Origin of the sequence: Euryhalocaulis sp., assembly GCF_013911995.1 — a bacterium.
Classification (GTDB): domain Bacteria; phylum Pseudomonadota; class Alphaproteobacteria; order Caulobacterales; family Maricaulaceae; genus Euryhalocaulis; species Euryhalocaulis caribicus.
On sequence record NZ_JACESD010000012.1, the window covers coordinates 1 to 18,882 of the forward strand.

At 66.8% G+C, this 18,882-nt stretch carries 19 protein-coding genes; 9 read left to right on the forward strand and 10 right to left on the reverse strand.

What is annotated here, in order from left to right; genetic code table 11:
• Window positions 1–487, forward strand: a 487-nt coding sequence (locus H2040_RS04785; RefSeq protein ID WP_287155093.1) for a hypothetical protein, incomplete at its 5' end; no start/stop codon positions are given.
• Here the strand turns inward: H2040_RS04785 and H2040_RS04790 are convergent.
• Together H2040_RS04790 and H2040_RS04795 are read right to left on the reverse strand one after the other, a co-directional pair.
• Window positions 484–2,943 (reverse strand): ligase-associated DNA damage response DEXH box helicase, encoded by a 2,460-nt coding sequence (locus H2040_RS04790; protein ID WP_287155500.1) that lies wholly within the window; start codon window positions 2,941–2,943, stop codon window positions 484–486. The genes H2040_RS04785 and H2040_RS04790 overlap by 4 nt on opposite strands.
• A 25-nt stretch (window positions 2,944–2,968) precedes the next feature.
• Window positions 2,969–4,126 (reverse strand): DNA cytosine methyltransferase, encoded by a 1,158-nt coding sequence (locus tag H2040_RS04795; RefSeq protein ID WP_022699089.1) that lies wholly within the window; start codon window positions 4,124–4,126, stop codon window positions 2,969–2,971.
• A 96-nt stretch (window positions 4,127–4,222) separates the two neighbouring features.
• On the opposite strand from H2040_RS04795, the gene H2040_RS04800 reads away from it, so the two are divergent.
• Complete coding sequence (locus H2040_RS04800; RefSeq protein ID WP_287155096.1) at window positions 4,223–5,203, forward strand: hypothetical protein; 981 nt, start codon at window positions 4,223–4,225, stop codon at window positions 5,201–5,203.
• A 7-nt stretch (window positions 5,204–5,210) separates the two neighbouring features.
• On the opposite strand, the gene H2040_RS04805 is transcribed toward H2040_RS04800, so the two are convergent.
• Window positions 5,211–5,627: a secondary thiamine-phosphate synthase enzyme YjbQ gene (locus H2040_RS04805; protein ID WP_287155098.1), complete on the reverse strand. Its 417-nt coding sequence runs from the start codon at window positions 5,625–5,627 to the stop codon at window positions 5,211–5,213.
• Window positions 5,628–5,717: 90 nt separating this feature from the next.
• On the opposite strand from H2040_RS04805, the gene H2040_RS04810 reads away from it, so the two are divergent.
• A complete protein-coding gene (locus H2040_RS04810) occupies window positions 5,718–6,602 on the forward strand; it encodes an alpha/beta fold hydrolase (protein WP_287155100.1) in 885 nt (294 codons plus the stop codon).
• On the opposite strand, the gene H2040_RS04815 is transcribed toward H2040_RS04810, so the two are convergent.
• From H2040_RS04815 to H2040_RS04825, 3 genes are all read right to left on the reverse strand, one after another.
• Complete coding sequence (locus H2040_RS04815) at window positions 6,591–7,520, reverse strand: thioesterase family protein (RefSeq protein WP_287155102.1); 930 nt, start codon at window positions 7,518–7,520, stop codon at window positions 6,591–6,593. The two genes, H2040_RS04810 and H2040_RS04815, sit on opposite strands and share 12 nt — an antisense overlap.
• An 89-nt stretch (window positions 7,521–7,609) precedes the next feature.
• Window positions 7,610–8,053 (reverse strand): ANTAR domain-containing protein, encoded by a 444-nt coding sequence (locus tag H2040_RS04820; protein WP_022699084.1) that lies wholly within the window; start codon window positions 8,051–8,053, stop codon window positions 7,610–7,612.
• A 96-nt stretch (window positions 8,054–8,149) separates the two neighbouring features.
• Window positions 8,150–8,590 carry a transcriptional repressor gene (locus H2040_RS04825; RefSeq protein ID WP_287155108.1) on the reverse strand — a complete coding sequence of 147 codons (441 nt, stop codon included), beginning with the start codon at window positions 8,588–8,590 and terminating at the stop codon, window positions 8,150–8,152.
• Window positions 8,591–8,704: 114 nt separating this feature from the next.
• Between H2040_RS04825 and H2040_RS04830 the strand changes: the two genes are divergently transcribed.
• From H2040_RS04830 to H2040_RS04840, 3 genes are all read left to right on the forward strand, one after another.
• The gene (locus H2040_RS04830) at window positions 8,705–10,834 is read left to right on the forward strand and encodes a TonB-dependent receptor (protein WP_287155113.1); all 2,130 of its coding nucleotides are present in this window, start codon (window positions 8,705–8,707) and stop codon (window positions 10,832–10,834) included.
• A 131-nt stretch (window positions 10,835–10,965) separates the two neighbouring features.
• Complete coding sequence (locus H2040_RS04835) at window positions 10,966–11,781, forward strand: SapC family protein (protein ID WP_161624638.1); 816 nt, start codon at window positions 10,966–10,968, stop codon at window positions 11,779–11,781.
• 123 nt (window positions 11,782–11,904) lie between these two features.
• Entirely contained in the window at window positions 11,905–14,088 is a 2,184-nt protein-coding gene (locus H2040_RS04840) for a protein-disulfide reductase DsbD family protein (protein WP_287155124.1), read from the forward strand.
• A 10-nt stretch (window positions 14,089–14,098) separates the two neighbouring features.
• Here H2040_RS04840 and H2040_RS04845 read toward each other — a convergent pair whose 3' ends face one another.
• Complete coding sequence (locus H2040_RS04845) at window positions 14,099–15,307, reverse strand: multidrug effflux MFS transporter (RefSeq protein ID WP_287155145.1); 1,209 nt, start codon at window positions 15,305–15,307, stop codon at window positions 14,099–14,101.
• A 191-nt stretch (window positions 15,308–15,498) separates the two neighbouring features.
• On the opposite strand from H2040_RS04845, the gene H2040_RS04850 reads away from it, so the two are divergent.
• Complete coding sequence (locus H2040_RS04850; protein WP_287155149.1) at window positions 15,499–16,107, forward strand: redoxin domain-containing protein; 609 nt, start codon at window positions 15,499–15,501, stop codon at window positions 16,105–16,107.
• Here H2040_RS04850 and H2040_RS04855 read toward each other — a convergent pair.
• On the reverse strand, window positions 16,074–16,559 hold the full coding sequence (locus tag H2040_RS04855) for a hypothetical protein (protein WP_287155157.1): 486 nt from the start codon (window positions 16,557–16,559) through the stop codon (window positions 16,074–16,076). The genes H2040_RS04850 and H2040_RS04855 overlap by 34 nt on opposite strands.
• Window positions 16,560–16,681: 122 nt before the next feature.
• Here H2040_RS04855 and H2040_RS04860 point away from each other — a divergent pair, with 122 nt between their 5' ends.
• Together H2040_RS04860 and H2040_RS04865 are read left to right on the forward strand one after the other, a co-directional pair.
• Window positions 16,682–17,161 (forward strand): universal stress protein, encoded by a 480-nt coding sequence (locus tag H2040_RS04860; protein ID WP_022699075.1) that lies wholly within the window; start codon window positions 16,682–16,684, stop codon window positions 17,159–17,161.
• Between the two features lie 75 nt (window positions 17,162–17,236).
• Window positions 17,237–17,818: a NifU family protein gene (locus tag H2040_RS04865; RefSeq protein ID WP_287155164.1), complete on the forward strand. Its 582-nt coding sequence runs from the start codon at window positions 17,237–17,239 to the stop codon at window positions 17,816–17,818.
• Here the strand turns inward: H2040_RS04865 and H2040_RS04870 are convergent.
• Together H2040_RS04870 and H2040_RS04875 are read right to left on the reverse strand one after the other, a co-directional pair.
• Window positions 17,815–18,357, reverse strand: coding sequence for an AAA family ATPase (locus H2040_RS04870; RefSeq protein WP_287155173.1), 543 nt, complete (start codon window positions 18,355–18,357; stop codon window positions 17,815–17,817). The genes H2040_RS04865 and H2040_RS04870 overlap by 4 nt on opposite strands.
• A 12-nt stretch (window positions 18,358–18,369) precedes the next feature.
• On the reverse strand, window positions 18,370–18,861 hold the full coding sequence (locus H2040_RS04875; protein WP_287155181.1) for a GNAT family N-acetyltransferase: 492 nt from the start codon (window positions 18,859–18,861) through the stop codon (window positions 18,370–18,372).
• Window positions 18,862–18,882 lie beyond the last annotated feature (21 nt).

An 18,882-nucleotide genomic window follows, 5' to 3' on the forward strand; every position in this document is an offset into this window, starting at 1 on the left:
CGCCGATGACGGGCCGCCCCCGGATGAGACTTCAGCCGCGCTGACCCCGCCCGCCCCGGGTGAGCCGGGCGGCCTGCCCGATGACCGGACGCCCGTGGAGGAAGGCCCGATCTCGCCTGACAGCGCGCAGGGCGCGGGACAGGTGTTGCAAACCTATTTCGCCCTGATCGAACAGGCGAAATATGACGAGGCCTATGTGCTGTGGTCCGGTCGCGGCGACGCCAGCGGCGAAAGCGCGGCAGACTTCGCCGACCGCTTCAGCGCCTATTCGGAAGTGCACGCCAATATTGGCGCGCCGGGCCGCATCGAGGGCGCGGCCGGGACGCTCTATGTCGAAGTCCCGGTGCAGCTCTATGGCCGCCTCGCCGCCACGGATGAGGAATTCAACCGCCGCGGAACCGCCACGCTGCGCCGCGCCAACAATGTTCCCGGCGCTAGCGAGGACCAGCTGGCGTGGCGGATCGACGAAATCAGCTATCGGAACTAACCGGTCGCATCCTCGATCAGGCTTTCCGAGACTTCGGCCAGCAGCGCCTCATTGGCTTCGCCGAAGACGGATTCGCGGCCGATTTCCATCATCACGGGAACGGCGAGCGGGGAGACCTTTTTCAGCGTCTGGTGAACGATATGGCCGCGGATGCGGGCCAGCGCGTCTGACAGGCGGCGAATGTCGAGAAGGCCGGAGGCGGCGTCCTGATAGGCGGCCTGCAGCAGGATATGATCCGGCTGGTGAGTGCGCAGGACGTCATAGATGAGGTCGGCGGAGAAGGTGACCTGCCGCCCTGTCTTTTCCTGCCCCGGGAAGCGGCGCTCGATCAGGCCGGCGATGACGGCGCAGTTGCGGAAGGTGCGCTTCATCAGCGGGGTTTCCTGCAGCCAGGCGTCCAGATCGTCGCCCAGCATGTCCGGGTGGAACAGGGCGTCCAGATCGACCCCGGAAAGATCGCGCAGGCCCCAGACCGCCAGCGCGTATTCATTGGCGACAAACCCCATCGGGCGCAGGCGCAGCCGCTCCAGCCGCCGGGTCAGCAACATGCCCAGCGTCTGGTGGGCCAGCCGCCCGTCGAACGGGTAGGCGACGAGATAGTGCTTGTCGGCGCGCGGGAAGGTCTCGACCAGCATCTGGCCGGGTTCGGGGATCAGCGACCGTTTTTCCTGAATCTCCAGCCATTCGCGCACCTGAACGGGCAGATGCCGCCAGTCCTCCCGGCTGGAGATGATGCCGCGCACCCGCTCGGCGAGGTAGGTGGTGAGGGGAAACTTGCCGCCCATGTATGACGGGATTTTCGGCGCGTCCGCCTTTGACCGGACGACCAGCGCGTCGGTTTCTCGCAGGCCTACGAACTCCAGCACCTGGCCGGAGAACAGGAAGGAGTCGCCGGGGGCGAGCTGTTCGATGAACCATTCCTCGATCTCGCCCAGCTTCATGCCGGCGCGGCCGCCCTTGCGCGCGAGGCGGACATTGAGCATCGCCGCCTCCACGATGGCGCCGACATTCATGCGGTGGCGCTGGGCGATGTCGTTATTGCGGGCGCGCCAGAGCCCGTCCTTGCCCTTCACGATGCGGCGGAACCGGTCATAGGTTTTCAGCGCGTAGCCGCCGGTCGCGACGAACTCCATCACCTCGCCAAACCTCTCCCGCGTCAGATCCGCGTACGGACTGGCGGTGGTGATTTCCGAATAGAGCGCATCCGCCTCGAACGGTTCGCCGCAGGCGCGGCCCATGACGTGCTGGGCCAGTATGTCGAGCGATCCGCGGCCCGGAACCTCGCCATCCAGCGCGCCTTCGGAAACCGCGCCCTGTGCGGCGTCGCATTCCAGCGCCTCGAACCGGTTATAGGGCACCAGCACGGCGCGCGAGGGATCGTCCAGCCGGTGATTGGCGCGGCCGATCCTTTGCAGCAGACGGGACGAGCCCTTGGGCGCGCCCATCTGCAGCACCAGATCCACATCGCCCCAGTCGATGCCCATGTCGAGCGTAGAGGTGGCGACCACCGCGCGAAGCCTGCCCTCCGCCATTGCCGCTTCCACCTTCCGCCGCTGGCCGACGTCCAGCGAGCCGTGGTGCAGGGCGATGGGCAGGCCGTCCTCATTGATGTCCCACAGCCAGTGGAAGGTCAGCTCCGCCTGCGCGCGGGTGTTCACGAAGACGATGGCGGTGCGGGCGCTTTTGATCGCCTGATACACCTCCTTCATCGCGTGCGCGCCGGTGTGGCCGGACCACGGGACGCGGTTCTCGCTGATCAGCACGTCGATTTCGGGCGGGCGGCCGGGATCGCCCGTGACCAGCTCGGCCATGCGCTCCTCGTCCGGCGTTTGCGGGCTCAGCCATCGGGCATAGGCGTGCGGATCGCGCACCGTCGCGGAGAGGCCGACTCGCCGCGCCGCCGGCGCCCAGCGATGGATGGCGGACAGGCCCAGCGCCAGAAGATCGCCGCGCTTGGACGGGGCCAGCGCATGAATCTCGTCGATCACGATGGCTTTCAGGTCGCGGAAGAAGGTCTCGGCGTTGGGTGAGGCGCAGAACAGGGCAATCTGCTCGGGCGTGGTCAGCAGGATGTCCGGCGGGTTGATGCGCTGGCGCTGGCGGCGGGAGGGCGGCGTATCGCCGGTGCGGGTTTCCACGCGAAGGTCGAGGCCCATTTCCTCCGCCGGGATGGTGAGGTTGCGGGCGACGTCGACGGCCAGCGCCTTCAACGGGGAGACATAGAGGGTGTGGAGCCTGTGGGGGCGCTGCTTCCCGCCCGTGGCGGTTCCGGCGAGATCAATCAGGCTCGGCAGGAAGCCGGCCAGCGTCTTGCCGCCGCCGGTCGGGGCGGTGAGAAGGACATCCTTGCCCTGACGCGCGAGGTCGAGGAGTTCGAGCTGGTGTCGCCGGGGCGCCCAGCCGCGGCTGGCGAACCAGCCGGCAAAGGGTTCGGGAAGGGGCGCGTCGACATCCATCAGGCGCAAATGTAACGCGCTTTGATCAGGCGGCGACGCGAATTTCAGAGCCGGTGAGAAGCGGCGTCAGCAGGTGTTCGGCCAGCCATGCGACGACCGGCACGGCGACGCCGTCCCCGGTGACGTGCAGGGCGGCGGTGTCCGAGCCCGGAAGGACATAATCTTCGGGCAGGCCCATCAGGCGGGCGGATTCGCGGGCGCTCATGCGGCGCACCCCGACCTTGCCGTCCTTGATGACCATGATGAACTGGCGTGAAGACCCGCCGCCGGGCGTGCGAAGGCATCCGGCCACGCCGTCGAAACGGACCTCCGCGCGCTGCACGCGCTTGCCGTTGAAATTGCGGGTGCGGCGGTAGAGCGCGCCGACATGGACGCCGCCCGCCTCCTGCCGCTCCCAGACGCGGGCGATATGGGCCGCGCTCATCATTTCCAGAATACGGTCGGTATCGGCGCGATTGAACCAGTCATTGGCCCCGCGCTCCACGATATCGGCCAGCTGCGTCTCGCGGTCCGGCGGTTCGGGCAGGCGCCAGTTCACCCAGGCCGATTTTGCCGGTTCGGGCAGGGCGCGGGCGGCGCGCTGCACCGCCGGGGTCTGGAAAACGGTGGGAATGGTCAGGCGCGCATTGGGGTCGATCAGGGCCGGGTCCAGCGGCAAATCGGCGCGCTGCGCCACCACGAACAGGCGCGGGCGCGATTGCGGCAGGAAGCGAATGGCGTCGATCTCCAGCGCGCCGACGCGATAGCCGCCCTCGGCCAGCGCGGCGCACAGCGCGGCGAAATCCTCTCCCTTCCGGGAATTCAACAGGCCGGAGACATTCTCCAGAACGATCAGGCGGGGGCCGCGCTCCTGTTTCCGCAAATCCTGCATCAGGTTCCAGAACGCAAAGAACGCTCCGGAGCGTTCGCTCTTCAGACCGCCGCGCAGGCCCGCCAGAGACAGGTCCTGACAGGGGAAGCTGGCCCAGGCCAGATCGGCTTCCCCCGGCAGATCGCCGGCGGTCAGTTGCGCCACGTCGCCCTCGATCAGGTGATCGCCGCCGAAATTGGCGCGATAGGCGGCACACTTCTTGGCGTCGAAATCATTGGCCGTGACGCAGCGCCAGGCCGGGCCCAGGCCCAGCCGCGCCATGCCGCCGCCGGCAAAGAATTCATGGAAGGTCAGATGCGAATCGCCGCTCATAACCGGCGCAGTTTCACAGCGCCATGGTTAATGAATCTTAACGGGCGGTGGATAGGAAAAGCGCGACCGACAAGATTTTACCCGCCGAATCACCCCATGACTGTGACCATGAAACGCGCCGCCCTTCTTGCCTGCCTCATTGCCTTTGCCCCCGCCATCGCCGCCGCGGACATCACGGAAGTGACCGCCGCGCGGGACGGGGATACGGCGCGCGTGCTGATTTCCTTTGACGGCCAGCCCACGCTGGCGACCGCCAGCCGGGCCGGGGGCGCGGTGCGGCTGACCACGCGCGGCGCATCGGCGGCGCCGGGCGAGATCGCCCCGCCCGCGGGCTCGCCGGTGACCGGAATCACGATTTCGCCGGGGCCGGACTTTGAAATCCGGTTCGACGGCGCGGCGGGCGACGCCAATGCCCAATTATACGAAAACGCGGTGCTGCTGACCGTGACGCTGTCGGGCGGCGAAGCCGTTGCTGAAGCCGCCGGGACGGCGGATAGCGGAACACCTGACGGGGAAGAGGCGGAACGGTCCGGTCCGGTGCGCCTGACCATGGACCCGATCCCCAACCCGGAAGATCGAAACTCCGCGATGGCCGCCCTTGAAGCGGGCGAGGCCGAAGAAGACGCCGCAGCGGACGCTGAAACGGACGAGGCTCCGGCCGAAGGCGAAACGCAAACGGCCGCCGCCGAGGCGGCCCCGCAAGCGCCGGAACAGGCCGGATCGCGCGGCGGCGACACGCCGTCGGGCGAGGCGATTAGCTTCTTCGCGGCGCGTCTGGACCCGGCCGCATGCCAGCGGGCGGAGCAGGAATCGGCGGCCGATTCCTGGAACATGCAGGCCGTGATGCGTCTGGCCGCCTGCCGCGCTCGCGCCGGGGAAACGGCGGAGGCGCGGGAGCTGTACAACCGCATCCTGACCTTTGATCCCTATTCCGCGGAGGCCGTGGCCGGTCTGGGCGCGATTGCGCAGGACGCGGGCAATGCCGGCGAGGCGCGCCAGCGTTACGAGCAGGCGCTGGGCATGTCGCCGGGCGACGGGCTGGCCGCCCTGATCCGCCAGATGATGGCCCGGCTCTAGGCCGCCCTCAGTCCCCGATTGCGTGCAGCAGGACGCGGCGCTGCCGCCCCGCCGCGCGCCATTCCGCCAGGTACACGCCCTGCCACGTCCCTAGAGCCAGCGCGCCGTCAATAATGGGGATGGAGAGCGAGGCCGGGGCCAGCGCCGCCTTCACATGGCCGGGCATGTCGTCTGCGCCCTCCGCCCCGTGCCGCCAGTCCGCCCCTTCGGGCGCCAGCCGGGCAAAAGCGTCCATCAGGTCCAGCTGCACGTCCGGGTCGGCGTTTTCCTGAATCAGCAGGCTGGCCGTGGTGTGGCGGCAGAACGCGGTCAGAAGGCCGTTGGCGATGCCCGAATCCTCCGTAAACCCGTCGATCCGGCGTGTGATTTCGGTCAGGCGGCGGCCCTCTGTGCGCAGGCTGATTTCGTCGCGGTGCTGACGCATGGCTTTCCCATCCCGTGCGGTTTGCTATGTCACTTTACACGCCCTTCCTTGCGCCGTCCGGCGCGCTGAAATCAAGCCGCCGACGCGCCTATGAGCGAGCCCGAGTTCAAGGAAATCGAGATCGCCGTCCCCGGCGGGACATTGCACGGCTATGAGGCCGGCCCCGCCGACTGGCCGGTGGAGCTGGTCTTCCTGCACGCGGCGGGCTTCAACGCGCGGACCTACCGCCACATGCTGGGGCCGCTGGCGGAGCGCGCGCGCATCCGGGCGCTGGACCTGCGCGGCCACGGCAAGACGAACCTGCCTCTGGACTATGAGCGGCTGCGCAATTTCCACATCTACAAGAATGACGTGATCGCGGCGCTGGAGGCTTCCGCGGAGGCGCCGGTGGCGCTGGCCGGCCATTCGCTGGGCGCGACGGCGACGCTGTTGCTGGCGGGGGAGCGCCCCGACCTGGTGAAATCGGTGGTGGCGCTGGACCCGCCCGTGCTGCCCCCGGCCATCGCCGCGCTGTCGCAGAACGCCTTTCTGCGGCGGATGTTCGCCCGCTTCATCGCGCCCTATCGCGCCACCAGCCGGCGGCGGACATTCTTCGAGTCAAAGGCGGCGGCGGTGGAGGCCTATCGGCTGAAATCCACCTTCGCCGGATGGCCGGAACAGGCGCTGGAAGACTATGTCGAGGACGGGTTCGTCGACACGGAGGGCGGGGTGACGCTGGCCTGTCCGCGTGACTGGGAGGCCCGCACCTATCTGGCGCACAAACATGACGTGCTGGGGGCGGTGCGGCGCATCGAGGCGCCGCTCTGGGTGTTGCTGGCGGAACAGGACAGCCCGACGCCGCCGACCGTGGAATGGCGCATTCGCCGTTTCCGGCCGGAAGCCGAGGTCACACGGCTGGAAGGCCGCAATCACATGTTCCCGCTATCGGCGCCGGAGCTGCCGCGCGCGGCGCTGGAGGCGGCGCTAGACGCGTAGGTCCGCGATCACCGATTCGCGCAGTTTCTGCTGCATGTCCGGCGCCGGGACCACCGCCTTGCGCGCGTCCAGATCCATCAGCATCGCCACGCCTTCCATCGAGGCCCAGGGGCGGCCCGTCACCGGATCCAGCACCCAATGGACCAGGCGGCGCACGCGATCGCCCGCCTCCACCACGCCGGTGCGGATGACATAGGCCGACCCTGCGCGCGGCCAGCCGCGGAACACCATACGGGCCTCCATCAGGGCCGATCCCAGGCGCGGCCCGTCCGCTTCGCCCGCGGCCTGCGCGGACTCTTCCGGAAAACCGCGCGAGAAATTGGTCACGGAGCTGGAGATGCGGGAGATCACCGTGGCCGGGCGGTACCAGCCGAAAACCGTGCATTCGTGCGGCTCGATCACGCCGCGGCCGATCATGTCCATGCCCAGCGCGTCGGCGCGGGCGGCGCTGACATCGGTTTCCGCGGGAACGGCCAGATCGACGCCGCGCGGGGCGGTGGCCGCCGGCGGTTCGATTTTCGCCGCGTCCAGCTGGTCCAGCGTGTCGGCGCGCCAGCTGAAGCGCTCGCCCGTCCGGACGGAGATATGGTTCAGCGTGAAGCGGAAGGCGGCGGAAACCTCGCCGGTGGCCGAGTGACGCAGCTCCATATAGACGCCCGCGCCGTCCCCGCCGATCTCATACACTCCCGCAAAGGCGGAGAGCGGCGTGCCCGGGCGGCATTCCTTTAGAAACCGGATATGGATTTCGCGGGGCCGGACCGTGGAGAAGGCCTTGTCGGTAAAGGCGTCGGTCAGGCCAAGATCGATGGCGAAGCCCGCCACGCCCTCCATGGCCTTGGCGAGATAATGGGCGACGTTCAGATGGCCAAGCTCGTCGCATTCCCACGCCGCGGCGTAACCGCGCCAGACTTCCCGCATGACTGTCGATGCCTCTCGCCGCGAAAAGCGCCGCCGCAAACGATTCGGCGCTGCTAAGGATTCAGTCTTACGGAGAGGCGGTCAGCGGATCAAATCAGGCCCTGGCGCAGGGCGCGGCGATGGGCGGCCTGCGGCGCGCAATTCATGTGGATCTTGCTGGCCGCGGCGATGAAGGCGTTGAGCAGTTTCTGGCGCGACAGCGGCGCGCTCAGCACGACGCTGGCCCCGGCCTCTATCAGGGCGCGGCGGTTCTCGATCTGTCCGTTGCCGACCACGATGATGGCGGGCGGCGTGCGGGCCTCCTCCAGCACGGCGGCGACGAAACGCTCGGCCGGCCAGGGTTTCAGCTCGGCGCCCATGACGATGAACTGGGCGGGATTGAAGAAGACCTGATCGCGGGCTTCTTCTGTATTGCGGGCCTGCATGACCGCGCCAAAGCCCAGTTCGTGAACCGCGGACAGGAAGAAATCGATCCTTTCCTGGACCGGATCAAGCGCCAGCGCCCGCATCTGGGGGAAACTGATCGTCGGCATAGCGAACCTCCACCATCACGCCCGCATTCAAAGCGCGGGGCTTTTGATTAAAATGGAGGTTATCAGGAACGGGTGTAGGAACGCTTAAACGCGCGTTCAGCGGTCGTTAACGCAGTCGCCGCACTGCCCGTAATGCTCGATCACCGATCTGGAAACGGCAAAGCCCGAAGGCGGGCTGGGGTCGGCGTCCGGGTGATCCTGCTCGTCCACGCGGCCGCAGGATTCGCAGATATAAAGCTCCGCGCTTTCCTCGTGCCCGTGATCATGGGCGCAGGCGATGAAGGATTTCAGCGCCTCGACCCGATGGATCAGGCCCAGCCGCATCAGGAAGTCCAGCGCCCGGTAAACCGTGGGCGGCTTGGCCGCGCCGGGGCCGGTCTTCATCTGGTCCAGAAGGTCATACGCCTTCACCGGCCCGTCGGACCGGGCCACCAGCTCCAGCACATGCCGGCGCAGCGGGGTCAGCCGTTCGCCCCGGTCGGCGCAGACGCGCTCCGCGTGGGCGAGGGTTTCGGCGTATGCGTGCGAGTCACTCATTACGGTCCGGAACATAATCATTTTGTCATGTGAGTGCGAGCCTCTGGACCTGTAGAAATGTTATGTTATTACATCCCTCAAGTTTGCCGCATTTATCCAGGGGTTCGATCCGTCATGAAACGTCTTCTTCTCGCCAGCACCGCCCTCTTCGCCGCCGCCGGCGCCGCCCATGCGCAACATGAAACGGACGAGATCGTCATCACGTCCAGCCCGCTGCAGACCAGCGAGTTCGAGGCGTTCCAGAACGTCGACGTGCTGGACAAGAAAGAGATCCTTGAAAACTACGAAGGCAGTCTGGGCGACACGCTGGCGAAACTGCCGGGCGTATCCTCCAGCTTCTTCGGCGCGGCGTCGGGCCGGCCGATCATTCGCGGGCTGGGGGGTGAGCGTGTGCGCGTGCTGACCAATGGCGTCGGGTCCATCGACGCGGCCAGCGCCAGCCCTGACCACGCGGTGACCACGGAAGGCCTGGAAGCCGAATCCATCGAAGTTCTGCGCGGCGCCAGCGCGCTGGCCTATGGCGGCAACGCGATCTCCGGCGTGGTGAACATCATCGACGGCACGATCCCCTCCGAAGCGCCGGCAGACGGTCTGTCGGGCCAGTTCTACAGCGGCTACGAGACGGTGAACGAGGGCTGGCAGACGGCCGGCTCCGTGACCGCGTCCGCCGGACCGCTGGTCTTTACCGTGCAGGGCCTGCACCGCGAAGGAGAAGACTACGACATCCCGGGTTTTGCGGAATCCTCCATCCTCCGGGCCATGGAGGAAGAAGAGCATGACCACGGGGACGAGGATCATGAGGACGGGGACCACGACGAACACGAGGAAGAGGAACACGCGCGCGGCGTCGCGGAGAACACCTGGTACGAATTCGATTCCGGTTCGGTGGGTGTGTCGCTGGTCGGCGAGCGCGGCTTCATCGGCGTCGCCGTAAAGGGCTTCGAGTCCAGCTACGGCATCCCGGGCCACGATCATGCCCACGAGCATGAAGACGAGGACCACGACGGCGAGGACCACGAGGACGATCACGACGACCACGATCATGAGGACGAGGAGCACGCCCACGAAGAAGAGGGCGGCGCCTATATCGAGATGGAGCAAACGCGCGTTGATTTGCGCGGGGAATATGACCTGCATTTGCCCTGGTTCGACCTTTTCCGCTTCTCCGCAGCGACGGCCGATTACGAACACACAGAGTTCGAGCCGAATGGCGAGCCGGGCACGACCTTCTTCAACGAAGGCTGGGAAACCCGGATGGAAGTGACGCAGGCTCAGACGGAGCGCTGGTCCGGGGCCATCGGCGTGCAGGCTTTCCAGAAGGATTTCCGGTCCGTGGGAGAGGAAGCCTTCATCCCCGAAACCGAAACCACCGATTTCGGCCTGTTCACCTCGCAGCGCTATGACGCCGGCGGCTGGGGCGGCGAATTCGGCGCCCGAGTGGAGACGCGGGAAGTGGATTCCGTCGCCGGAAACCGCGATTTCGATACGGTGTCCGCGTCTGGCGGCCTGTTCCTGCGCCCCGCGGATGGCGCGTTCCTCAGCGGCAATGTGGCCTTCAGCCAGCGCGCGCCGGGCGATTCAGAATTGTTCGCCAACGGGCCGCATCTTTCGACCCGTCAGTTCGAGGTCGGCAATCCTGACCTGGATCTGGAGGAAGCCTGGACCTTCGAGGCCGTGGCCCGGCTGGACCGTGACCGCTACGGGTTCGAGGCCTCGGCCTGGTACGCCGATTATGACGGCTTCATCTTCCTGGCTCCCACGGGGATGGAGGAGGACGGCCTGCCGGTCTTTGTCCAGACCCAGAGCGATGCGGACCTGCACGGTTTCGAGATTAGCGGCGATGTCGTTCTGGCGCAGGGCGCCGGGTATGAGCTGCGCGGCGACGCCGTGGTGGAATATGTCAGCGGCAAGCTGGCCGATGGCCGCGCCTTGCCGCGCATTCCCCCGCTTAGCGGCACGATCGGGGTGGAGACCGAATTCCTGGGTCCGCGCCTGACCGCGCGCGCCGAGGCGGAGCTGGTCTCCGAACAGGATGAAACCTTTGCCTTCGAACTTCCGACCGAGGCCTATCAACGGGTCAATCTGAGCGCCAAATGGCGCCCGGTGGAGGAGCGCGACGTCACCGTGATCCTTCAGGCCAAGAACGTGTTCGACGCCGAGGCGCGGGTTCATTCCTCCTATCTGAAGGACCTGTTGCCGCTGCCCGGGCGCTCGTTCCGCATCGCGGTCAGCGCCGGATTTTAAGGCTGGCGCTGGCGCTTAGGCGCCTTGGCGGATTGTCCCGGCGGCGGGGAGACGTTATCTAGCCCGCTTTCCGGACAAGGATACGACAAGGGGGAACGGCGATGGCCGAAGGCGGGATGCAAGAAGGTCAGGTGAGCGGCAAGGTCCTGATGTATGAAAAGCCCGAGCCGCTGAATTTCCAGGCGCACGGGAATCTGGGGATCACGCAACAGAATAACGGGTTCGATTTCGTGAAGGACCTGCACTTTGTGCCGGTCAACGCCAATGAATTCGGCGTCGCCGCGACGACCTTCCCGATCATCTTCGCCGGCGAACAGAAACAGCCCCTGGCCGTGATGGGCCTGCGTCCGGGCGATAATCTGTTCATCGACGAAAAGAACAATTTCAAGCCGGACGCCTATGTCCCCGGCTATATCCGCCGCTATCCCTTCGTTCTGGCCAAGCCGCCGGAAGCCGAGCGCATGATCGTGTGCATCGACCGCAAATTCTCCGCCATTACCGACAAACCGGACATGCCCTTCTTCAAGGACAATGAGCCGACGGAATATGTGCAGAACGCCGTCGAGTTCCTGAAGCAGTACGAGACGCAGCGCCTGGCCACCGAACAGACCGTGAAGCGCCTTGAAGAGCTGGATCTCTTCGAAACGCGCGAAGTGGTCTATAATCCGGCTGCGCGCGGCCGTCCGGGCCAGCAGGAAAAGATCACCGAGCATCTGGCGATTTCCGAGCAGAAACTGATGGCGCTGGCGCCGGACGTCCTGAAGGAACTGGCCGAGAAGGGCTATCTGGGCGCGATCTATGCGCACCTGATTTCCCTGATGAACTGGGATCGCCTGATCGACCTGACGCTGATCCGCAACCAGCAGCAGGGCGCGCCCTCCGCCGAAATGCCGCAGAACGGCGCCGGCGGAACGCCGCAGGCCACGGGCGGCGACGTCCAGGCGTAACGCCGGCCCGGTCTGCGTGAGGTCACAAGCGCGTCAAGTCTGCGCGAGGGCGGCTGACACCGCCCCCGGGCGCTCCCTATAAGGGGCGCTAGAGGCAGGTTGGACGACAACAGGACCGGACCTATGCGGGCATTACTGACAGCGCTTTGTCTTATCGCCGCGCCGCTGACAGGCGGCGCGGCCCTTGCGCAGGACGCGCTGGACACCGGCCTGGTCAATGCCGACCCGGCCACGGTGGAAACGGACAACGTCAAGGCGACGCTGGCCGCGGACTCCATCGTCGTCTCCCCCGGACAGACATTCTATATCGCCCTGCATCAGGATATTCGCGAGGGCTGGCACACCTACTGGCGCAATCCCGGCGATTCCGGGGAGCCGACGCAGATTGACCTGACGCTTCCCGATGGCTGGGAAGCGGGCGAGATCGTCTGGCCCGCGCCGGAGCCGCTGCCTGTCGGGCCGCTGACCAATTACGGCTTTTCTAACGAAGTCCTGCTGCCAATCCCGGTCACCGTGCCGGAGGATTTCGACGGCGCGGCCGCCGCTATCAAGGCGGACGCCTACTGGCTGGTCTGCGAGGAAATCTGCATTCCGGAGAGCGGAAAGCTGGAGCTGTCGCTGCGCGTCAGCGAGGGCGAGCCGCGCGTGCATCCGCGCTGGGGCGACCGCATCGCCGACGCGCTGGCCGCCATGCCGCAACCGGCCCTGTTCGATTCCACGATCGCGCTGGACGGCGAAACCGCGCAGCTTTCCCTGCAGGATGCGGGTCTGTCGGACGCCCTGGGCGCCGGCGATCTGCGCGATTTCTATTTCTTCCCCTATGAGCCGGGCATGGTCGAGGCGGCGGCGGACCAGACGCCGCACGCGATGGATGACGCCCTCATCCTGGCCCTGACTCCCGGATACGAGCTGGAGGATGGCGCGGCGCCGGTGGCGGGCGTGCTGACCTATGAGATGCGCGGCGCGGAGGGCTGGGCCGGGCGCGCGGTGGAAATTTCCGCCGAACCGGGCGAGGCGGCGGACCTGTCGCTGGCCGCGGCCCCGGCGCGCGGCGGCGATGGCGCGGGCGGCGGCGGTCAGGCCCTGCTGCTGGCGCTGATCGGGGCGTTTGTGGGCGGGCTGATCCTGAACCTGATGCCCTGCGTCTTCCCGGTTCTGTCGCTGAAGGCGCTGGGCTTTGCGCAGAAAGCGCATGAAGATCCGGGCACGGTGCGGCGGCACGGCCTGTTGTTCATGGGCGGCGTGCTGGTCACGTTCGCCGCGCTGGGCCTGTTGCTGGTGGCGCTGAAGGCGGGCGGCGCGGCGGTGGGCTGGGGCTTCCAGCTTCAGAACCCGGCGGTGATCATGGCGCTGGCGCTGCTCTTCTTCCTGATCTCCATGAATCTTCTGGGCTTTTTCGAAATTGGCGGCGGCTTGCAGAATTTGGGCTCCGGGCTGGTCGCCGGGCGTTCTGGCGGCGCGGCGGCTTTCCTGACCGGCGTGCTGGCGGTGATCGTGGCCACGCCCTGCACGGCGCCCTTCATGGCGGCGGCGCTGGGCTATGCGCTCAGCCTGCCGGCCCTTGGCGCGCTGGCGATCTTCCTGGCGCTGGGCCTTGGACTGGCCGCGCCATTCACGCTGCTGGCGTTTTTCCCGGCGCTGCTGCGCCGCCTGCCCAGACCGGGGCCGTGGATGGACCGGTTCAAGCAATTCATGGCTTTCCCGATGCTGGCGGCCACGGTCTGGCTGGTCTGGGTGCTGAGCATTCAGGCCGGGCCGACGGGCGTGGCGTTCGCGCTGATCGGGCTGCTGGCCGCCGGATTCGCCATCTGGGCCGGGCGCTTCTCCGGCTGGACCGGGCGCGCGGCCGCGCTGGGCGCGATGATCGCCGCCCTCCTGACCGTTCCGGCCGCCGCGCAGCTGAGCACGGGCGGGGCAAGCGTTGCGGAAACCTCCGGCGCGCCGGGCGCGTTGTCGAGCGAGCCTTGGTCGCGCGAACGCGTGGCGCAGCTACAGGCGGAGGGGCGGCCCATCTTTGTCGATTTTACCGCTGCCTGGTGCATCACCTGTCAGGTGAACGAGCGCACGGCGCTGAAAACCAGTGATGTCGCCGCGGCTTTCGCGCAGAACGATGTCGCCTTTCTGGTCGCCGACTGGACCAACAAGGACGCGGAAATCGCCGCCGAGCTGGAGCGGTTCGGCCGCGCGGGCGTGCCGCTCTATCTCTACTATCCGCCGGGCGGCGGCGCGCCGGAGATCCTGCCGCAGATCCTGACCGAACGCGGCATCCTCAACACGATCCGCAAGGGCGCTGCGGCGACCTCCTAACCGCGGCGGCCTAGATCTCGCTGGCCTCGTCCCGCCGCGCGGGCATTTTCGCAAACAACAGGCGCGTCAGAATGAACGCCGCCACGGCGCACAGCGCGATGGCGGCGACCATGGGCGTGGCCGTGCCGTTGAAGAAGGGCGCGGCGGCGGTGATCATGATCCCGCCCGCCAGCATCTGAAGCGTGCCGCCCAGCGAGGAGGCCAGCCCGGCGATATCGCCGTGATCGTCCAGCGCCATCACCATGGTCGTCGGGATGACAAGGCCCAGACACGCATTGGCCATGAACAGGAAGCCGACGATAACCGGAAGCGTCCCGAACCCGCCCAGAGTCAGCGCCAGAAGCGTCAGCGTGAACGCCATGAAGCCGGTCACGGCCCATGAAATCACCCGCTGGATGCCGAACCGCTCGCCCAGATTCGCCGCCACCTGAGAGGCGGAGAAGAAGCCGATGGCGTTGATGGCGAAGGCGATGGAAAAGCCGGTCGGCGACAGCCCGAACTGGTCGGTATAGACAAAGGCCGCGCTGGCGATGAACACGAAGAAGCTGGCCATGCCGAACCCGGCGATGAAGGTCAGGCCCATGAAGACCGGGTCGCGGAACAGCACCTTCGTCCCCCGCCACATGGAGCGCAGATTGACCGGCGTGCGGCGCGACTCCGCCAGAGTCTCGGGCAGGACGAAGCCGGTCAGCAGCAGGCTGAACACCGCCATCAGCGCCAGCGCGCCGAAAATCACCCGCCAGCCGCCCAGCAGGATCAGGCCGCTGCCGAACAAGGGCGCCAGCATGGGCGAAACGCTGATGACCAGCATGATCATCGCCATTAGGCGCGTGGCCTGGTTGCCGGTGTGCATGTCACGGATAATGGCGCGCGGCACCACCATCACCACCGCCCCGCCCAGCCCCTGCAGGAAGCGGAAAGCGATCAGCCAGCCAATGGTCGGCGCGAAGGCGCAGCCGATGGAGGCGGCGATGAAGATGGCCAGTCCGGCATAGAGCGGCCGCTTTCGGCCATACTGGTCGGCCAGCGGCCCATAGACCAGCTGCGCCACGCCAAAGGCGAGGAAATACAGCGTCAGGGTCAGCTGGGTGGAGGCGATATCAGTCCGCAGGCCCGCCTCGATCGCGGGCAGGGCGGGCAGGTACATATCGATGGAAAGCGGCCCGACGGCGGACAGCAGCCCCAGAATAAGGGCCGAGCGAAACATGGATGATGACATGGCGGCTTTCCGGAAATTCCTTGAAGGTCGCAGCCTGATCGCGCTTCCGACTTTCGAATTCAACCGTCTGGTTCATTAATTCCGCCGGGCGAAGCTTTAAGGCAACGCCGATTCCGCTTGGCGGAAACCGCGGGCGCACTATTTTGTTATGCTAGCCAAGACATGAGTTTTGAAAAAAAACGGGGTCGATAATGAAAACGCTTCTGATTACCGCCGCCGCCTTCACGCTTGCCGCGCCGGCGCTGGCCGAACCGGTCGTGGGCGAAGCCGCGCCCGCCTTCACCGGCACGGACACCTACGGAAACGAAGTCAGCCTGTCGGACTTTGCCGGCCAGAAGGTCATTCTGGAATGGAGCAATGACGGCTGTCCCTACGTCCAGCGCCACTACAAGGGCGACATGCAGGCCATGCAGCAGGACGCCGCGCAGCAGGACATTGCCTGGCTGACCATCATCTCCTCGGCCCCCGGCAAGCAGGGTCATGTCACGCCGGATCAGGCGAACGCCATTACGGCGGGAGAGATGGAAGACCGCCCGCAAGCCTATCCGGCGGCGGTCATTCTGGACCCTGAGGGCGATATTGGCCGCATGTATGAGGCCAAGACCTCCCCGCATATGTTCCTGATCGATGAGGCCGGCGTGCTGCAATATGACGGCGCCATCGACGACTCGCCGCGCGGTCCGGCGGACGAGGCGGACAATCATGTCGAAGCGGCGCTGGCCGCGCTACGCAAGGGCGAGCCGGTCGATCCGGCCCAGACGACGCCCTATGGCTGTTCGGTGAAATACGCCGACAGCTGATCGGCGCTCATCTTCTCGACAGGACAGGACCCCATCGGCATGCCGGTGGGGTCTTGCGTTTCCGCTTCCGTTTCCGGGGTCACCAGCACCGCGTCGTCGCCCAGCAGACGCACGGTCTCGATGGCGTCGTCCTTCTCCTCGCCGCGCAGGCGGTCGGCCTGCAGCGCGGCGTCGGCGGCCATGCCGCGATAGATGCAGCCCAGATCGTGCGGGCCTTCATTGGCGTCGATGGCCGCGCCCGCCGCGCTGGCGGTCTGCGCGAAATCGGAAAGCCGCGCCAGCAGCGCCTCGGCGGAACTGTCGCCGGTCTGCACCGCTTCGGCGTCCGCGCGCAGCGCCGCGCCGGCGTTCGACATGGACTGATAGGTCTCGCTCAACGGATCGTTTCCGGCCCAGGCCGGGACGGCGGCGAAGACCAGAAGCGCGGCGGCGGCAAAATATCGTGCGAACATGGGACACCCTTGAAGCGCGAGTTGAATTCTCTCTACAGGCGAAGCAAGCGCGGCGCCGTTTGCGCTCGCAAACGGTACTTGCGCGGAAACGCGCGCTCCGTCACGATCCGCGCGAGGACGCTATGCCGCAATCCTTGAGAAAATATCTCGTCATCGCCGACGACACGCCGGAATGCCGCGTGGCGGCGCATGTCGCGGCGCGGCGCGCCAAGCATTCCGACAAGGGGCGCGTGGTGCTGCTGGCGGTGATAGAGCCGACCAATTTCCATCACTGGCTGGGCGTGAATGACGAGATCAGCCGCGACGAGCGCAAGCGGCGCGAGGCGCTGCTGGAGGAACTGACCGAAATCGTCGCCACGGAGATCGAACCGCCCGCCGAATGCCTGGTGCGGGAGGGCGAGGTGCGGGGCGAGATCCGCCGCCTGATCAATGAGGATCCGGAGGTGAAAGTGCTGGTTCTGGGCGCCTCGACGGGGCGCAAGGGACCGGGGCCGCTGATCTCCGCGCTGGCGCGCTCCAATTTCGCCTTCGCGGACCGCCATATCCCGGTTCTGGTGGTGCCGGGCGACCTGACGCCGGAGCTAATTCACCAGCTGGCTTGAAGCGCGGCGGCGGATACGCCATTTGCACTGGCGAACCCTTGATTGCCGCCACGACCTGAAGCGAGGCCCGCCGCCATGTTTATCCAGACCGAAGACACGCCCAATCCGGCGACCCTGAAATTCCTGCCCGGACGGGACGTCACCGGCGGTCCGGCGCATGATTTCGAGACCGCGGACGCCGCGCGCGGCGCTTCCCCGCTGGCCGCCGCCCTGTTCGAGGTGGACGGCGTGGAGCGCGTCTTTCTGGGCGATGATTTCGTGTCGGTCAGCAAGGCGGACGCCATTGACTGGCGGCATCTGAAGCCCGGCGTTCTGGCCGTGATCATGGATCACTTCACCGCCGGCCTGCCCGTGCTGACCGAGGAAGGCGCGAACGCCGCCGATTCCGGCGGCGATGCGGGCGAGTATGAGGGCGAGGACGCGGAAATCGTCAGCACGATTCAGGAGCTGATCGACACCCGCGTGCGCCCGGCCGTGGCGCAGGATGGCGGCGATATTGTCTTTCAGCGCTATGACCCGCAATCGGGCGTGGTGACCCTGCACATGCGTGGCGCGTGCGCCGGCTGCCCGTCCTCCACGATGACGCTGAAGGCCGGCATCGAGAACCTGCTGAAACACTACGTGCCGCAGGTCACCGGGGTCGAAGCGGCGCTCTAGGCGACCGCGCCGGAAGCGAGTTCGCGCAACACGAAATCCACGCGCCCGGCGACTGAAGTCCTGGGCAGGGTCACGACCTCATAGCCCAGCCGGGGATAGGCCACGGCCAGCCTCTCATATTCCTCCACCGCGTCCTCGAAGCCGTGACGCCGCTCTGCATCGCTGGCGAACAGCTCCGGCCAGGGCGGGGCGAGAAAAACGCGGCGGTGGTATCGGTGCGCCTGACCAAACCTGGTCAGGACGTCTCCCCCTTTGAGCGAGTCGCGATAGGCGGCGGCGTCGACAAGGCCGCGATCGAAGAAAGCCCAGTCCGTTCCCCTCGGCGCGGCCTTGTAATCGGCCAGCGAGGTTTCAACGAGGCGTTCTGCGAAGCCTTCGGGATCGATCCATGGAAGGGCGTCGCCGCCCTTCTGCATTTCCTGCTGCACGATCCGCCGGCCCGGTTCGGAGACGGTTGCGTAGCCCTTGCGGGCGAGCGCGCCGGTCAAGCTTGATTTGCCGCCGCCGGAGCAGCCTGAAATGACAACGAAATTGGACATATCGGGGAGAGGCTAGAGCCGTTTCCACATGAAGGTCAGCTTGTGTTCGGCGCCGAATTTTACGCCGGCGGCGGGGATTTCGCCCGTGAGCGTGAAGCCGAGCGCGGCGTGGAAGCGGACGGAAGGTTCGGCGTCCTCGCCGCTCATCCCCGCCACCATCATGCGATAGCCGGCCTCCCGCAAGCGGTCCTCCAGCGCCGTCATCAGCGCGCGGCCCACCCCGCCGCGCTTCACGTCCCGCCGTACATAGATGGAGGTTTCCGCCGTGCCGTCATAGGCCGCGCGGCCCCGGAAACGCGCGGCGTAGGCATAGCCGGTCACCGCGCCGTCCCGCTCGGCGACTAGATAGGGGTATCCCGCCTCCAGCGTCGCTTCTATGCGGCGGGCGATCTCGCCCGCGTCCGGCGGGACCAGTTCGAAGGAGATCACGGTCGTCTCGACAATCGGGCGATAGATTTCCGCGATGGCCGCGGCGTCGTCCGCCCGCACGCCGCGTATCGTCATGGCGTCATGTCTTGTCTCGGG

Bases quoted from the DNA above. Each gene is read 5' to 3' on its own strand.
- H2040_RS04790 (WP_287155500.1), bottom strand. From the start codon at position 2,943: ATGGATGTCGACGCGCCCCTTCCCGAACCCTTTGCCGGCTGGTTCGCC.
- H2040_RS04795 (WP_022699089.1), bottom strand. From the start codon at position 4,126: ATGAGCGGCGATTCGCATCTGACCTTCCATGAATTCTTTGCCGGCGGC.
- H2040_RS04800 (WP_287155096.1), top strand. From the start codon at position 4,223: ATGACTGTGACCATGAAACGCGCCGCCCTTCTTGCCTGCCTCATTGCC.
- H2040_RS04805 (WP_287155098.1), bottom strand. From the start codon at position 5,627: ATGCGTCAGCACCGCGACGAAATCAGCCTGCGCACAGAGGGCCGCCGC.
- H2040_RS04810 (WP_287155100.1), top strand. From the start codon at position 5,718: ATGAGCGAGCCCGAGTTCAAGGAAATCGAGATCGCCGTCCCCGGCGGG.
- H2040_RS04815 (WP_287155102.1), bottom strand. From the start codon at position 7,520: ATGCGGGAAGTCTGGCGCGGTTACGCCGCGGCGTGGGAATGCGACGAG.
- H2040_RS04820 (WP_022699084.1), bottom strand. From the start codon at position 8,053: ATGCCGACGATCAGTTTCCCCCAGATGCGGGCGCTGGCGCTTGATCCG.
- H2040_RS04825 (WP_287155108.1), bottom strand. From the start codon at position 8,590: ATGAGTGACTCGCACGCATACGCCGAAACCCTCGCCCACGCGGAGCGC.
- H2040_RS04830 (WP_287155113.1), top strand. From the start codon at position 8,705: ATGAAACGTCTTCTTCTCGCCAGCACCGCCCTCTTCGCCGCCGCCGGC.
- H2040_RS04840 (WP_287155124.1), top strand. From the start codon at position 11,905: ATGCGGGCATTACTGACAGCGCTTTGTCTTATCGCCGCGCCGCTGACA.
- H2040_RS04845 (WP_287155145.1), bottom strand. From the start codon at position 15,307: ATGTCATCATCCATGTTTCGCTCGGCCCTTATTCTGGGGCTGCTGTCC.
- H2040_RS04850 (WP_287155149.1), top strand. From the start codon at position 15,499: ATGAAAACGCTTCTGATTACCGCCGCCGCCTTCACGCTTGCCGCGCCG.
- H2040_RS04855 (WP_287155157.1), bottom strand. From the start codon at position 16,559: ATGTTCGCACGATATTTTGCCGCCGCCGCGCTTCTGGTCTTCGCCGCC.
- H2040_RS04860 (WP_022699075.1), top strand. From the start codon at position 16,682: ATGCCGCAATCCTTGAGAAAATATCTCGTCATCGCCGACGACACGCCG.
- H2040_RS04865 (WP_287155164.1), top strand. From the start codon at position 17,237: ATGTTTATCCAGACCGAAGACACGCCCAATCCGGCGACCCTGAAATTC.
- H2040_RS04870 (WP_287155173.1), bottom strand. From the start codon at position 18,357: ATGTCCAATTTCGTTGTCATTTCAGGCTGCTCCGGCGGCGGCAAATCA.
- H2040_RS04875 (WP_287155181.1), bottom strand. From the start codon at position 18,861: ATGACGATACGCGGCGTGCGGGCGGACGACGCCGCGGCCATCGCGGAA.